The sequence below is a fragment of the Enterobacter sp. R-25 genome (assembly GCF_049913205.1).
Taxonomy (GTDB): domain Bacteria; phylum Pseudomonadota; class Gammaproteobacteria; order Enterobacterales; family Enterobacteriaceae; genus Enterobacter; species Enterobacter ludwigii.
In genome coordinates this window covers 4,128,553-4,143,096 of record NZ_CP183982.1, presented here as the reverse complement: position 1 = coordinate 4,143,096, position 14,544 = coordinate 4,128,553, and the positions used below count along the sequence as shown (strand labels likewise).

The window sequence follows — 14,544 nt, the reverse complement described above, 5'->3', positions numbered from 1 at the left end:
TCTTTGCTTTACAGGAAGTGACAGAACTTACCGACAACCCCCAGCACCACGGTGATACCGATCAGGCGCAGTGGGGTCCAGCCGCGACGAACCAGCCAGAACATGGTCAGGGTATAGACCAGCGGCAGGAAAGCGGGCATCAGTTTGTCGATAACATCGGCTTGCAGCTTGACCACCGCATCCCCGGCCTTGATTTCAAGCGTGGTGTTGAGACGTACGTAGGTTGCCACCAGCGCGCCAATGACCGTCATCCCCACGATGGAAGCCGCGTGGCCGACCTTTTTGGTATTGGCTTTAATCAGCGGGATGGCTGCCACACCCATCCGGTAGGCGTAATGTGCCAGGCCAAAACGCAGGCCAAGATGCACTACGTTAAACAGCACAATAAAGACCACCGCACCCAGTATGGAGCCTTGCAGGGCAAGGCTTGCGCCGATCCCGCCGCAAATTGGCAATAGCGTAAGCCAGAACATGGCATCGCCAATGCCGCCAAGCGGTGCCCCCACGGCAATCTTGGTGCTCTGGATACTGTTGACATCCTGCTTGGAGCGTTCCATCGCCAGGATGATGCCAATGACAAATGTCACCAGAAATGGATGCGTATTGAAGAAGCCCATATGGCCTTTCATGGCGCGGGCCAGATCCCGCTTGTTGGTATGGATCTTTTTCAGCGCGGGCAGGAGGCCATACAGCCAGCCGGAAGCCTGCATACGTTCGTAGTTAAACGAGGCCTGCAGCAGCATCGAACGCCAGGCGACACGGTTAATATCCTTTTTCGTCAGCTCGGCACCAATATGTTGATCTTCATAGACGTTTTCATTCACGCCCGTGAGCAGCGTCTCTTCGTGGTCAGAAACGCCAGGCAGCGTAGTTTGATTAGATGCCATCTTCGAATTCCTCTTTCTGGGCTGCAGGTGTCGCCGGTTCAGGCGATTTACGCATCAGGTCAATCAGCGCCATTGCCAGCGCGGCCGCGGCAATCGCCAGCACCGGCAGTTTCAACCAGGCTGCGGCAACAAAGCCGATGATAAAGTAAGGGATATAGACGTTTTTCATCATGATTTTCAGCAATACGGCGAAGCCAATTGCGGGCATGATGCCGCCGGCGACGCCGAGGCCGTCAATCAGACGTTCCGGCAGCACGTCAATGGCGGTTTTCGCGTGTTCAGCGCCAAAGTAGATCGGCAGGAAGGCACACAGAAAATAGAAGATACCGAGCGCCAGCAGTGCCAGATAGTTGACCCTTTCGATGCCGTTCGTGTCCGCATTGGCTGCCATGCGGTCACAGCGGGACATCACCCCGGACATGACGGAGAACAGGAAAGTGATCCCCATCTGTACCGCAACCGCAAACGGGACTGCGACCCCAACGGCGACATCCGGCTTCACACCGGTGCTGATCGCGAACGTGGTGCCGACAATCGTGCCAATAATGACGTTTGGCGGTTGCGCGCCGGCCAGCGGAGCCAGCCCCATCCAGACCAGCTCCAGCGTACCGCCCGTTAAAATACCGGTGTGCAGATCGCCCAGAATGAGGCCAACCAGCGGCCCGAGCACCACCGGGCGGTGCATGTGTGTTAACCCGTTAAACATATCCAGGCCCGCGATAAAGGCGAGAATGCCCAGCGCGAATGCCTGCAAGAGACTAATTTCCATTGTGAATCCCTCAGAGCAGTTTAAAGAGATCCAAAGCAGTCTCAGTCGGAACACCCTGAACGAAGCATTCCACTCCGGCGGCTTTCAGGCCGTTAAATGCGGCGATATCGTTCGCATCGACAGAGACCGTTTTGGCAATTTGTTTTTTGCCACTGGCGTAATGCAGGTTTCCTACGTTGATACGGGTGATGGGCACGCCGCCTTCGACCAGCGTCAGAAAATCCGCGGGTGATTTGCAGACCAGCAGAATTTTCTGGCGCTCGGCAGCGCGATGAATGTTGTCGATCACTTTTTGCAGCGACCAGAAACGCACGGCGATCCCTTCTGCGAGCACCATCTCCATCAGGTTTTGTTGAACCGGATCCTCAGCGACTTCATCATTAGCGACCAGCACCAGGTTGGCCCCCGCAAACCCAACCCATTGCACACCTACCTGACCGTGGATCAGGCGTTCATCGATGCGGCATAAGACAATGTTTGGCATAGCGCTTTCCTCTTTTTAATTATGCGTTTTGAGTCGTTACGCCTTCGCAGGCGGCATGGTACTGCTGGAGTATGTCCTGAATGTGGTCGAGGATGAGGTCCCGTGGTGTCGACTTGAGAGCACCCTCGCGAACTTTGCTGTACTGCAACGGCAGGTACTGGCTGATCAGCGGCAGCGGGATCGGTTCGTCTGCCAGGTTGCGTACCAGTCGCGCAAAGGCTTCGTCAATCTGGCTGTCCGGCCAGTAATAGCGCACCCGATCGGAGTAGCTATACCCGCGTGCCAGGCGTCGCGCATTGCCATCACCGTGATAATGGCTTTGCCAGTATTCGGGGCGATCGAGCATCACGTTTTCCAGGACATGACGCAGGCCCGAACAGGCTTTTGCAGGCAGCAACTCTTCTTCAATGGCGGCCAGCGAGAACAACGCTTCACGCAGGGCAAAGGTCAGTGCCGGGCCAACTTTGAGGATGGCGAAGTGATCTTTCACCAGCTGGCGCAGCGCCTGCGGTGTCTGGTAGTCGGTAGAGTGCGCTTCAAATATCAGCGTGTCGTAAGCTTCAACCATATGACTCAGGGCGACGGCGTTTTGGGATTGATAGTCACACACATGTGCGTGGTCAAACTCAACGCCAGGCTGAACCACCAGGCCAATAATGCGTGGCCAGATGTCGCTTAACCCTTCTTTCTCGAACGCGTGGCGGTGAGCTTCAAGGGTGGCACGCGCGGCTTCTGGGGTCGTGACGGCAAGCTCGGTGAGCGTTTCATGCGCGCCGCCCGGAACCGGCACTTCCGTACCGATGACATAGACCAGGTCAGCGACATCAGCGTGCGCCAGGCTGGTTTTCTCCGCAATTTTCGCCAGGCGCGCCGCGCGCTCGGCAACGATGGCGTCGGTTAACGGTACTGGATCGTCTTCGCAGGACATGCTGCAGTCGAGGTGGATCTTTTTAAACCCGGCAGCGACATAGCTTCTGATCAGATCTTCGGCATTCGCCATCGCCTGCCGGGCAGGCAGGTTTTGCCAGCGGTTTGGCCCTAAATGATCGCCACCGAGGATCAGTTGCGATGTCGGGAAACCAAGGGATTCCGCCAGCTTACAGACGAACCCGTGAAAATCGGCGGGCGTCATACCGGTGTAACCGCCAAATTGATCCACCTGATTAGAGGTGGCTTCAATCAGCAGCGGCGTGTGATGCAGTTGGGCGTAACGAATTGCGGCTTCAAGTACCAGTGGATGTGCGGAACAAACGGCATAAATCCCGTTCGCATTCCCCCGTTTATGTTGTTCCACCATTTCTGTCAGATGTTTCACTTTCCTCTCCATTTCGGATGGTGATGGTTTTCATCTTTCGTTTTGTTTCATTTAATCCTGCATCATGGTGGTATAAAAATAAAACGAAAGATAATAGTTTTCCGATCTGTTTCACAAAAGAAACATAATGAAAGGTTTCAGCGACGGGAGAGTGCGCTGACTGGAAGCAGGCAGGGCTTGCATTCCCATAAAAGAAAGGCGTTAATAGACAAAACGAAATGAAACGAAAGACCAATTATTAAGGAGCTCGCATGAGCAGCACCGATTCACCCGCGGAGAAGCGCGTCACCGGCACCAGTGAAAGGCGAGAGCAGATCATTCAGCGGTTGCGGGCACAGGGAAGCGTGCAGGTTAACGATCTTTCTCATTTATATGGCGTTTCCACGGTGACGATCCGTAACGACCTGGCGTTTCTTGAGAAGCAGGGCATTGCCGTTCGTGCTTATGGCGGAGCGCTGATTTGTGAAGGCAATGCGCCTGGCACTGAACCCTCCGTGGAGGACAAAAGTTCGCTCAATACTGCAGTTAAGCGCAGTATCGCGCAGGCCGCCGCCGCGCTGGTGAAGCCGGGTCATCGCATCATTCTGGATTCCGGAACCACAACGTTTGAAATCGCCCGTATGCTGCGTCAGCACACGGATGTGATTGCCATGACCAACGGAATGAACGTGGCGAATGCATTACTGGAAGCGGAAGGGGTGGAGCTGCTGATGACCGGTGGGCACTTGCGCCGCCAGTCACAATCTTTTTACGGCGATCAGGCTGAGCAGTCCTTACAGAATTACCACTTTGATCTGCTTTTTCTGGGGGTCGACGCCATCGACCTCGATCGCGGCGTCAGTACCCACAATGAAGATGAAGCCCGACTGAACCGGCGGATGTGCGAGGTGGCAGAGCGTATTATCGTGGTCACTGACTCCAGCAAATTCAACCGTTCGAGCCTGCATAAAATCATCGATACCCAGAGAATCGATATGATTATCGTCGATGAAGGGATTCCGCCTGAGAGCCTGGAAGGGCTGCGTAAGAGCGGAATAGATGTGGTGTTGGTGAAGGGATAAGTTGCCCCCTCTCTTCGGGAGAGGGGGAGAACGGTCACGTCACCGGTGCCGGGTTAAACACCGCCAGCTGGTTATGTAATCCCCATTGATCGGAGAACGTCTTCTTACGGCCGCTTGCCACGTCCAGAATGAAGTGGAACAGCTTCCAGCCGACATCCTCAATACTCTCTTCGCCAGTGGCAATGGTGCCCGCGTTGATGTCCATTAGATCATACCAGCGGTTTGCCAGCTCGGTACGGGTGGCCATTTTAATCACCGGTACCGCCATCAGCCCGTACGGCGTGCCGCGCCCGGTGGTAAATACCTGCACCGTTATGCCGGATGCCACCTGCTGTGTGCCACAGACGAAGTCGCTGGCAGGGGTTGCGGCGTAAATCAGGCCGCGTCTGGTGGGGCGCTGGCCCGGGGAGAGCACTTCAACAATGGCGCTCTGGCCGGATTTGGCAATCGAGCCGAGGGCTTTTTCCACCACGTTCGCCAGACCGCCTTTTTTATTGCCCGGAGAGGGGTTGGCGCTGCGATCGGTTTGTCCCATGTCGAGATAGTTATCGTACCAGGCCATCTCCTCAAGCAGGCGTTTGCCCACCTCTTCATTGATGGCGCGTGGGGTGAGCAGATGGATGGCATCACGCACTTCGGTCACTTCGGAGAACATCACCGTGGCGCCACAACGGACAAACAGATCCGAGGCATAGCCCACCGCCGGGTTCGCCGTGACGCCTGAAAACGCATCGCTGCCGCCGCACTGAGTGCCTATCACCAGCTCTGACGCCGGGCAGGTCTCGCGCTGGCGCTGGTTCAGTTTTTCCAGATGGCGCTCCGCCACCTGAAGGATATCGTCAACCATTGAACGGAATCCGACGTGATGCGCATCCTGTAAACGAACAATGCTGGCCTCGTCGACCGGAATGGCATTCACATCTTCGGTGCCCTGCAACAGACGCTCTGGCTGCAGCTTTTCGCAACCGAGACCAATGACCATCACTTCACCACCGAAATTCGGGTTCAGGGCGATGTTATGGATGGTACGAATCGGTACCACGGCCGCCGGAGCATTGATGGCCACGCCGCAGCCGTACAAATGGTTCAGACCTACCACGCCGTCGACATTCGGGTATTTCGGCAGCAGGTCGCGCTCAATGATTTTCACCACGTAATCCACCACGCCTGCCACACAGTGCACGCTGGTGGTGATACCGAGCAGATTCTTGGTGCCTACGCTGCCATCCGCATTCCTGTACCCTTCGAATGTGTACCCTTCCAGCGGGGTCAGTGGCTCAGGAACCCGGGTGGCCAGGGGGAGCGTGTTCAGCGGCGGCGCTTCGGGTAGCTCAACCAGCGACTCCTCAATCCAGCTCCCCTGAGGAATAGCGCGAACCGCATACCCGATAACTTCGCCATACCGCACGATTTCACCGTGGGCCGGGATATCCACCAGAGCGACTTTATGCCCCTGCGGAATATGTTCAGTCAGCTCCAGCCCATCCGGGAAACGGGTGCCCGCTTTTAGACCGTTGTCGTTAACAATTATCGCCACATTATCCGTGTCGTGAACTTTGATATAGAACGCCGTCGGCGACGCTTGTCGAATTTCAATGTCGGCCATTGTTCAATATTCTCCAGCAAAATGTCTGATAGTAAATGCAGCCAGGGGATGTTTATTTTCTTATCGCAGAAATAAAGACGCGGCTTGAGTCAATAAAGAATGTCAGGAGACGAGATATCAAAATGTGATCCCGATCGCTCCTTAAAACCGGCGCAGATGCCACCCGGCCAGCAATGCCTGATTCTGTGCATCAGCGCCCATCACGTTGTGCATATGCTCAAAATATTATCAAAACACGCCGCAATGCTTGAGCATTAAAACAATGTGCTGTCATGACGTGAGGATTATACTGAATGACGATTTTATAACGCCTAAATTAAGTCAGGAAATAAATATAACGCTGACGCTGCGTCTGAAAATATAAATATGAACCTGAATAAGACTGCGGAATTAAAAAGGTAAACGTGATGAATAATGATATCTTCCCGAATAAGTTTAAAGCGGCCCTCGCGGCGCACCAGATCCAGATTGGCTGCTGGTCCGCGCTGGCAAGCCCCATCAGCACCGAAGTCCTGGGCCTGGCCGGTTTCGACTGGCTGGTGCTGGACGGCGAACATGCGCCGAACGATATCAGCACCTTTATTCCGCAGTTAATGGCGCTCAAAGGGAGCCATAGCGCGCCAGTGGTTCGCGTCCCGACCAACGAGCCGGTAATCATCAAACGTCTGCTGGATATTGGGTTCTACAACTTCCTGATCCCGTTTGTGGAAACGGAAGAGGAGGCGGTGCAGGCCGTGGCGTCAACACGTTATCCGCCGGAAGGGATCCGCGGGGTCTCCGTTTCCCATCGCGCCAACATGTTTGGCACCGTCCCGGACTACTTCACACAGTCCAACAGCAACATCACCATCCTGGTACAGATTGAGAGCCAGCAGGGGGTCGATAACGTCGACGCTATCGCTGCCACCGACGGTGTGGATGGCATCTTCGTTGGTCCAAGCGATCTTGCTGCGGCATTCGGCCATCTGGGCAATGCGGGTCATTCTGAGGTGCAGCGCGCTATTCAGCACATCTTTGCCCGTGCCAACGCGCACGGCAAACCGTGCGGCATTCTGGCGCCGGTTGAGGCGGATGCCCGCCGCTATCTGGAGTGGGGCGCGACCTTCGTTGCCGTCGGTAGCGACCTCGGCGTATTCCGCTCGGCCACGCAGAAGTTAGCGGACGCCTTTAAAAAATAACCATCATTGAGGAAACGAATTATGACGCTGAAAGTGGGTTTTATTGGCCTTGGGATCATGGGTAAACCCATGAGTAAAAACCTCATCAAAGCAGGTTACTCCCTGGTGGTTGCAGACCATAATCCGCAAGCCGTGGCCGAGGTGATTGCCGCAGGCGCAGAAACCGCAGCAAACGCCAAAGCGATTGCTGAGCAGTGCGATGTCATTATCACCATGCTGCCAAACTCCCCGCATGTGAAAGAGGTGGCCCTGGGGGAGAACGGCATCATTGACGGTGCCAAACCTGGCCTGGTGGTGATTGACATGAGTTCTATCGCGCCGCTGGCAAGCCGTGAAATCAGTGAGGCGCTAAATGCGAAGGGCGTCGATATGCTGGATGCCCCGGTCAGCGGCGGAGAGCCCAAAGCCATCGACGGCACCCTGTCGGTGATGGTTGGCGGCGACAAAGCTGTTTTCGACAAATACTACGACCTGATGAAAGCCATGGCGGGATCCGTGGTGCATACCGGCGATATCGGGGCGGGTAACGTCACCAAGCTGGCAAACCAGGTGATTGTGGCGCTGAACATTGCCGCAATGTCGGAAGCGCTGACGCTGGCCACCAAAGCGGGCGTTAACCCTGATCTGGTGTATCAGGCGATCCGTGGCGGCCTGGCGGGCAGCACCGTGCTGGATGCCAAAGCGCCCATGGTGATGGATCGTAACTTCAAGCCCGGTTTTAGAATCGACCTGCACATTAAAGATCTGGCGAATGCCCTGGATACCTCCCACGGCGTGGGCGCGCAGCTGCCGCTGACCGCCGCCGTCATGGAGATGATGCAGGCCCTGCGCGCGGATGGTCTGGGCACTGCCGACCACAGCGCGATTGCGTGCTACTACGAAAAACTGGCGAAGGTGGAAGTCTCTCGCTAATAAAAACGGACGCGGGAACGCGTCCGCTATTTTTGCCGAGTGCGGTAACAGGCGACAACTATGAAAATCGTAATCGCGCCAGATTCCTGGAAAGAAAGCCTTTCTGCCTCCGGGGTTGCTCAGGCGATTGAAAAAGGATTTCGGGAAATTTTCCCCGATGCACTTTATGTTTCGGTGCCGGTTGCTGACGGCGGGGAAGGTACGGTTGACGCGATGATCGCCGCCACCCAGGGCACAGAACAGCATGCCAGGGTCACGGGCCCGTTGGGTGAACAGGTTAACGCCCGCTGGGGCATGTCCGGCGATGGCAGCACGGCATTTATTGAGATGGCCGCCGCCAGCGGCCTGGCACTGGTCCCGGCCACCCAACGTAACCCGCTCGTCACCACGTCCCGGGGTACCGGGGAGCTTATTCTCAGCGCGCTGGATAAAGGTGCCCGACATATCATTATCGGCATTGGCGGCAGTGCCACCAACGACGGCGGCGCCGGAATGATGCAGGCGCTGGGGGCCACGCTCCGCGATGCCAACGGTACTGAAATGGGTTATGGCGGCGGCAGCCTGATGGCGCTCAACAGCGTCGATCTCTCCGGCCTCGACGCCAGGCTAAAAGATTGCACAATCCACGTCGCGTGCGACGTCACGAATCCGCTGGTTGGCGAGAGAGGCGCTTCCCGTATCTTTGGCCCGCAAAAAGGGGCGACAGAGGAGATGATCCTCACTCTCGACGCTAACCTCAGCCACTATGCCGATGTGATAAAAAAATCTCTGCGAATTGACGTGAAACAGGTTCCCGGTGCGGGTGCCGCGGGGGGCATGGGGGCGGCCCTGATGGCCTTCCTCGGCGCGGAACTGAAGAGCGGTATTGAGATTGTCAGCCAGGCACTTAACCTCGAAGAACATATTCACGACTGCACGCTGGTACTGACGGGCGAAGGGCGCATTGACAGCCAGAGCATTCAGGGCAAAGTGCCCGTCGGTATCGCCCGTATCGCCAAAAAATACCATAAGCCGGTGATCGGCATTGCCGGCAGTCTGACCCGGGATGTGGGGGTTGTGCATCAGTATGGCATCGACGCGGTATTCAGCGTGCTGAGCCGCGTCGAGTCGCTGGAAGAGGCTTACCGTGGGGCGTTTGACAATATTTACCGCGCCTCGCGCAATATCGCCGCCACTTTGCAGATAGGGATGCACGCCCAAGGGTGACAGCGGGGCACAAACCCTCTATACTGCGCGCCGAAGCTGACCAGACAGTCGCCGCTTCGTCGTCGTCCCCTTTCGGGGGGAGACGGGCGGAGGGGAGGAAAGTCCGGGCTCCATAGGGCAGGGTGCCAGGTAACGCCTGGGGGGGAAACCCACGACCAGTGCAACAGAGAGCAAACCGCCGATGGCCCGCGCAAGCGGGATCAGGTAAGGGTGAAAGGGTGCGGTAAGAGCGCACCGCGCGGCTGGCAACAGTCCGTGGCACGGTAAACTCCACCCGGAGCAAGGCCAAATAGGGGTTCACATGGTACGGCCCGTACTGAACCCGGGTAGGCTGCTTGAGCCAGTGAGCGATTGCTGGCCTAGATGAATGACTGTCCACGACAGAACCCGGCTTATCGGTCAGCTTCAACTTCTTATAAAACCCCGCTTCGGCGGGGTTTTTGCTGTCTGCGCTAAACGAGATGAATGACTGTCCACTCCGCTTTCTATGAAAGAACGCGGCTTATCGGCCAGCTTCAACTTTTTACAAAACCCCGCTTCGGCGGGGTTTTTGCTATCTGCGCTAAACGAGATGAATGACTGTCCACTCCGCTTTCTATGAAAGAACGCGGCTTATCGGCCAGCTTCAACTTTTTACACAACCCCGCTTCGGCGGGGTTTTTGCTACTGCTCTAAACGAGATGAATGACTGTCCACTCCGCTTTCTATGAAAGAACGCGGCTTATCGGTCAGCTTCAACTTTTTACAAAACCCTGCTTCGGCGGGGTTTTTGCTGTCTGCGCTAAATGAGATGAATGACTGTCCACTCCGTTTTCTATGAAAGAACGCGGCTTATCGGCCAGCTTCAACTTTTTACAAAACCCTGCTTCGGCGGGGTTTTTGCTATCTGCGCAAAACGAGATGAATGACTGTCCACTCCGCTTTCTATAAAAGAACGCGGCTTATCGGCCAGCTTCAACTTTTTATAAACCCCGCTTCGGCGGGGTTTTTGCTATCTGCGCAAAACGAGATGAATGACTGTCCACTCCGCTTTCTATGAAAGAACGCGGCTTATCGGCCAGCTTCAGCTTTTTACAAAACCCCGCTTCGGCGGGGTTTTTCTTTTATCGTCCTTAAAAATTGCAAGCAAGTGCCACCCGATGCATCGCTCAAACGACATCAATTATCACATTTGCGACATTAAGCACATTTCACTGCTTTCACCCCTTCAGTCTCTTTTTCGCATCTGCTGGCGATCGCAATCACAAAATTTCGCGCTAAATAATCCTGATTCTGCAGTATTGTTAATTTGTTATGAATGTTGCTTTTATGATCGTGAATGTTTTCTTATTTGATATATGTATATTGAATTCAAAAACATTTAGCTCATGAATGTGTGATGCATTCCACTGTTTCCCGAAAGTCAGCAAAATCACCCCAGACAAATTTGATAAATTGAAAGAATGTTTTAAACGAATTACGGTTATTTATTAATCTTTAATTGCCTGAAAGATAGTCTTTATCGATTTTTTTAACGCCGAAAAATTTACCTGTGTTATCGCCATAAAATAAATTTATTACTGCTCTTTTTGTTGATCAATATCAGCGTTATGGCGTATTTATTTTAATGTAACTTATTGATAGTAAAGTGTTTTAAAGGGTTGTTGTTATGCTGATTAAGGGTGTGAAAAAGCAAATTGTGAGTAACAGCACATACCCCCGTCAGCCATATTGAGTAGAATCCACCCCGTCATAGGGAAATAAGCGCAGAATATTATGAACACTATTATTCTACCGAAAACACAGCACCTCGTGGTATTTCAGGAAGTCATTAAAAGTGGCTCCATTGGTTCTGCAGCAAGACAACTGGGCCTGACGCAACCTGCCGTCAGCAAAATTATCAGCGATATCGAATCTTACTTTGGCGTTGAAGTCATGGTGCGCAAAAACACCGGCGTTAAACTGACTGCGGCAGGCCAGGTATTACTCTCGTACTCTGAGTCGATCACCCGTGAGATGAAAAACATGGTGAGCGAGATTAACAGCCTCAGTTTCAGTACCGTCATGGATGTCTCCTTTGGTTACCCGTCGCTCATTGGCTTCACCTTCCTGTCCGAAATGATCAAAAAATTCAAGGAAGTGTTCCCGAAAGCGCGCGTCTCGATGTACGAAGCTCAGCTGTCCTCTTTCCTGCCGGCCATTCGCGACGGTCGGCTGGATTTTGCCATCGGCACCTTAAGTGATGAAATGCTGCTGCAGGATCTTCATGTCGAGCCGCTGTTTGAGTCTGAGTTTGTCCTGGTGGCCAACAAATCACGAACGTGCACCGGCTCGACTACACTGGCATCACTCACGGATGAACAGTGGGTGATGCCGCAAACCGATATGGGCTACTACAAAGAACTTCTGACCACTCTGCAAGACAATCACATCAGCATTGAAAACATCGTCCAGACCGATTCCGTCGTGACCATTTATAACCTTGTCCTGAATGCCGATTACCTGACGGTTATTCCCCGCGACATGATTGCGCCATTCGGTTCCGACCAGTTTATTGTACTGCCGGTGGAAGATGAATTACCCATAGCGCGTTATGCCGCCGTGTGGTCAAAAAATTACAGAATTAAGAAATCGGCGTCAGTATTAGTCGAACTGGCAAAACAATACGCGTCACTGACCAGTGAAAGACGACGATGATTAAATAACCCTCTGATAACGCGTTAACCTGTTTAAAAACACCCAGAGCTTATTTTATCCGTGCTCTGATACCCTGACTTTGCCTGAAGAAAATGAATTATTATAACGAGGATATTATGCATATTACCTACGATCTCCCGGTGACCATTGAAGATATTCAGGACGCCAGAAAACGACTGGCAGGCAAAATATATAAAACCGGCATGCCGCGCTCAAATTATCTCAGCGAACGCTGTAAAGGTGAGATATTCCTGAAGTTTGAAAATATGCAGCGTACTGGCTCCTTCAAGATCCGCGGTGCGTTTAATAAATTAAGTTCGCTGACCGAAGCTGAAAAACGTAAAGGTGTCGTTGCCTGTTCTGCAGGCAACCACGCGCAGGGCGTGTCGCTCTCCTGTGCAATGCTCGGTATCGACGGCAAAGTGGTCATGCCGATGGGCGCGCCGAAATCTAAAGTCGCCGCCACCCGTGACTACTCGGCTGAAGTGGTGCTGCACGGCGAAAACTTCAACGACACCATCGCCAAAGTCAGCGAAATCGTGGAGCTGGAAGGGCGCATTTTTATCCCGCCGTATGACGATCCGAAAGTGATTGCCGGCCAGGGCACCATTGGCCTGGAAATTCTCGAAGATTTGTATGATGTGGATAACGTGATTGTACCCATCGGCGGTGGCGGTTTAATTGCCGGAATTGCAACGGCCATTAAATCCATCAACCCGACCATTAATATTATCGGCGTGCAGTCTGAAAACGTACATGGAATGGCCGCATCGTATCAGGCAGGAGAAATCATTAACCACCGCGTTACCGGTACATTAGCCGACGGATGTGATGTGTCTCGCCCGGGTAAATTAACCTTCGAGATTGTTCGTGAATTAGTCGATGACATTGTGCTGGTCAGCGAAGAAGAAATTCGTAACAGCATGATTGCCCTCATTCAGCGAAATAAAGTGGTTACAGAAGGTGCTGGCGCACTGGCCTGTGCGGCGTTATTAAGCGGCAAGCTTGATCACTATATTCAGGGTCGTAAAACCGTCTGCATTATTTCCGGCGGCAATATCGATCTCTCCCGCGTATCCCAAATTACCGGCTTCGTTGACGCATAAAGGATGACCTATGAGCAACACAGAAAGCATTATCGTTGGCCAGACAAAAACGTCCTCCTGGCGTAAGTCTGATACCACCTGGACGCTTGGCCTGTTTGGAACCGCCATTGGCGCAGGTGTGCTGTTCTTCCCGATTCGCGCAGGATTCGGCGGCTTGATTCCTATCCTGCTGATGCTGGTTCTCGCTTTCCCGATTGCGTTTTATTGCCACCGGGCGCTGGCACGCCTGTGTCTGTCCGGCAGTAACGTGTCTGGCAACATCACCGAAACGGTGGAAGAGCATTTTGGTAAGACCGGTGGGGTGGTGATTACGTTCCTCTACTTCTTCGCCATTTGCCCGCTGCTGTGGATTTACGGCGTCACCATTACGAACACCTTTATGACCTTCTGGGAAAACCAGCTCCAGCTGCCCGCGCTTAACCGCGGCGTGGTGGCGCTGTTCCTGCTGCTGCTGATGGCCTTTGTTATCTGGTTTGGTAAAGACCTGATGGTGAAGGTGATGAGCTTCCTGGTGTTCCCGTTTATCGCCAGCCTGGTGCTGATTTCCCTGTCGCTGATCCCTTACTGGAACTCGTCGGTGATTGACCAGGTCAATCTGAGTGATATTGCGTTTACCGGGCATGACGGCATTCTGGTGACGGTCTGGCTGGGGATCTCCATCATGGTCTTCTCCTTCAACTTCTCGCCCATCGTCTCCTCGTTTGTGGTCTCGAAACGTGAAGAGTATGAACCCGAGTTCGGTAAAGCGTTTACCGAGCAGAAATGTTCCAAAATCATCGGTCGCGCCAGCTTGCTGATGGTCGCGGTGGTGATGTTCTTCGCCTTTAGCTGCCTGTTCACGCTCTCGCCGCAGAACATGGCCGATGCCAAAGCGCAGAATATTCCCGTGCTCTCTTACCTGGCGAACCACTTTGCGACCATGTCAGGCACTAAATCAACGTTTGCCACGGTGCTGGAATACGGTGCCTCCATCATTGCTCTGGTCGCTATCTTCAAATCCTTCTTCGGCCACTATCTGGGCACGCTGGAAGGGCTGAACGGCCTGATCCTGAAGTTCGGTTATAAGGGCGATAAGAAGAAAGTCTCCGTAGGCAAACTGAACACCATCAGCATGGTATTCATCATGGGGTCGACCTGGGTCGTTGCCTATGCCAACCCGAACATTCTCGACCTTATCGAAGCCATGGGGGCGCCAATCATCGCCTCTCTGCTGTGCCTGTTGCCGATGTATGCCATTCGTAAAGCGCCGGCAATGGCGAAATATAAGGGCAGACCCGAGAACATCTTCGTCACGGTTGTGGGCCTGCTGACCATCCTGAACATCGTCTACAAACTGTTCTAAAC

The 14,544-nt window shown here is 53.7% G+C and carries 12 protein-coding genes and 1 other RNA gene; 8 read left to right on the top strand and 5 right to left on the bottom strand.

Annotated features, from left to right (window positions below; translation table 11 throughout):
* Positions 1-8 precede the first annotated feature (8 nt).
* Genes agaE through kbaZ form a run of 4 tightly spaced genes read right to left on the bottom strand, consistent with a single transcriptional unit; the run spans position 9 to position 3,455 of the window.
* Positions 9-887 (bottom strand): PTS N-acetylgalactosamine transporter subunit IID, encoded by an 879-nt coding sequence (gene agaE, locus ACN9MQ_RS19735; RefSeq protein ID WP_025202940.1) that lies wholly within the window; start codon positions 885-887, stop codon positions 9-11.
* Complete coding sequence (gene agaW, locus ACN9MQ_RS19730) at positions 877-1,656, bottom strand: PTS N-acetylgalactosamine transporter subunit IIC (protein ID WP_020883559.1); 780 nt, start codon at positions 1,654-1,656, stop codon at positions 877-879. Before agaW ends, agaE begins: the two co-directional genes overlap by 11 nt.
* Before the next feature lie 10 nt (positions 1,657-1,666).
* Complete coding sequence (gene agaV, locus ACN9MQ_RS19725) at positions 1,667-2,140, bottom strand: PTS N-acetylgalactosamine transporter subunit IIB (RefSeq protein ID WP_014171751.1); 474 nt, start codon at positions 2,138-2,140, stop codon at positions 1,667-1,669.
* 19 nt (positions 2,141-2,159) lie between these two features.
* Positions 2,160-3,455, bottom strand: a complete 1,296-nt coding sequence (gene kbaZ, locus ACN9MQ_RS19720) for a tagatose-bisphosphate aldolase subunit KbaZ (protein WP_279261717.1) — start codon at positions 3,453-3,455, stop codon at positions 2,160-2,162.
* 251 nt (positions 3,456-3,706) lie between these two features.
* On the opposite strand from kbaZ, the gene ACN9MQ_RS19715 reads away from it, so the two are divergent.
* Complete coding sequence (locus ACN9MQ_RS19715) at positions 3,707-4,516, top strand: DeoR family transcriptional regulator (RefSeq protein ID WP_277492712.1); 810 nt, start codon at positions 3,707-3,709, stop codon at positions 4,514-4,516.
* 34 nt (positions 4,517-4,550) lie between these two features.
* Here the strand turns inward: ACN9MQ_RS19715 and garD are convergent, their stop codons facing one another.
* On the bottom strand, positions 4,551-6,122 hold the full coding sequence (gene garD / locus ACN9MQ_RS19710; RefSeq protein ID WP_426021139.1) for a galactarate dehydratase: 1,572 nt from the start codon (positions 6,120-6,122) through the stop codon (positions 4,551-4,553).
* 407 nt (positions 6,123-6,529) lie between these two features.
* On the opposite strand from garD, the gene garL reads away from it, so the two are divergent.
* The 7 genes from garL to tdcC all read left to right on the top strand — a co-directional run bounded on the left by garL (position 6,530) and on the right by tdcC (position 14,542).
* The gene (gene garL, locus ACN9MQ_RS19705; protein WP_047956146.1) at positions 6,530-7,300 is read left to right on the top strand and encodes a 2-dehydro-3-deoxyglucarate aldolase; all 771 of its coding nucleotides are present in this window, start codon (positions 6,530-6,532) and stop codon (positions 7,298-7,300) included.
* A gap of 21 nt (positions 7,301-7,321) precedes the next feature.
* Complete coding sequence (gene garR, locus ACN9MQ_RS19700) at positions 7,322-8,212, top strand: 2-hydroxy-3-oxopropionate reductase (protein WP_020883565.1); 891 nt, start codon at positions 7,322-7,324, stop codon at positions 8,210-8,212.
* Between the two features lie 60 nt (positions 8,213-8,272).
* The gene (gene garK, locus ACN9MQ_RS19695; protein WP_426021141.1) at positions 8,273-9,418 is read left to right on the top strand and encodes a glycerate 2-kinase; all 1,146 of its coding nucleotides are present in this window, start codon (positions 8,273-8,275) and stop codon (positions 9,416-9,418) included.
* Positions 9,419-9,450: 32 nt separating this feature from the next.
* Positions 9,451-9,829: RNase P RNA component class A (gene rnpB / locus ACN9MQ_RS19690), an RNA gene on the top strand.
* 1,344 nt (positions 9,830-11,173) lie between these two features.
* Positions 11,174-12,094, top strand: coding sequence for a transcriptional regulator TdcA (gene tdcA, locus ACN9MQ_RS19685; protein ID WP_014171743.1), 921 nt, complete (start codon positions 11,174-11,176; stop codon positions 12,092-12,094).
* Between the two features lie 116 nt (positions 12,095-12,210).
* The gene (tdcB, locus tag ACN9MQ_RS19680; protein WP_426021142.1) at positions 12,211-13,200 is read left to right on the top strand and encodes a bifunctional threonine ammonia-lyase/L-serine ammonia-lyase TdcB; all 990 of its coding nucleotides are present in this window, start codon (positions 12,211-12,213) and stop codon (positions 13,198-13,200) included.
* Positions 13,201-13,210: 10 nt separating this feature from the next.
* A complete protein-coding gene (tdcC, locus tag ACN9MQ_RS19675) occupies positions 13,211-14,542 on the top strand; it encodes a threonine/serine transporter TdcC (protein ID WP_014171741.1) in 1,332 nt (443 codons plus the stop codon).
* The last annotated feature ends 2 nt before the right edge of the window (positions 14,543-14,544 follow it).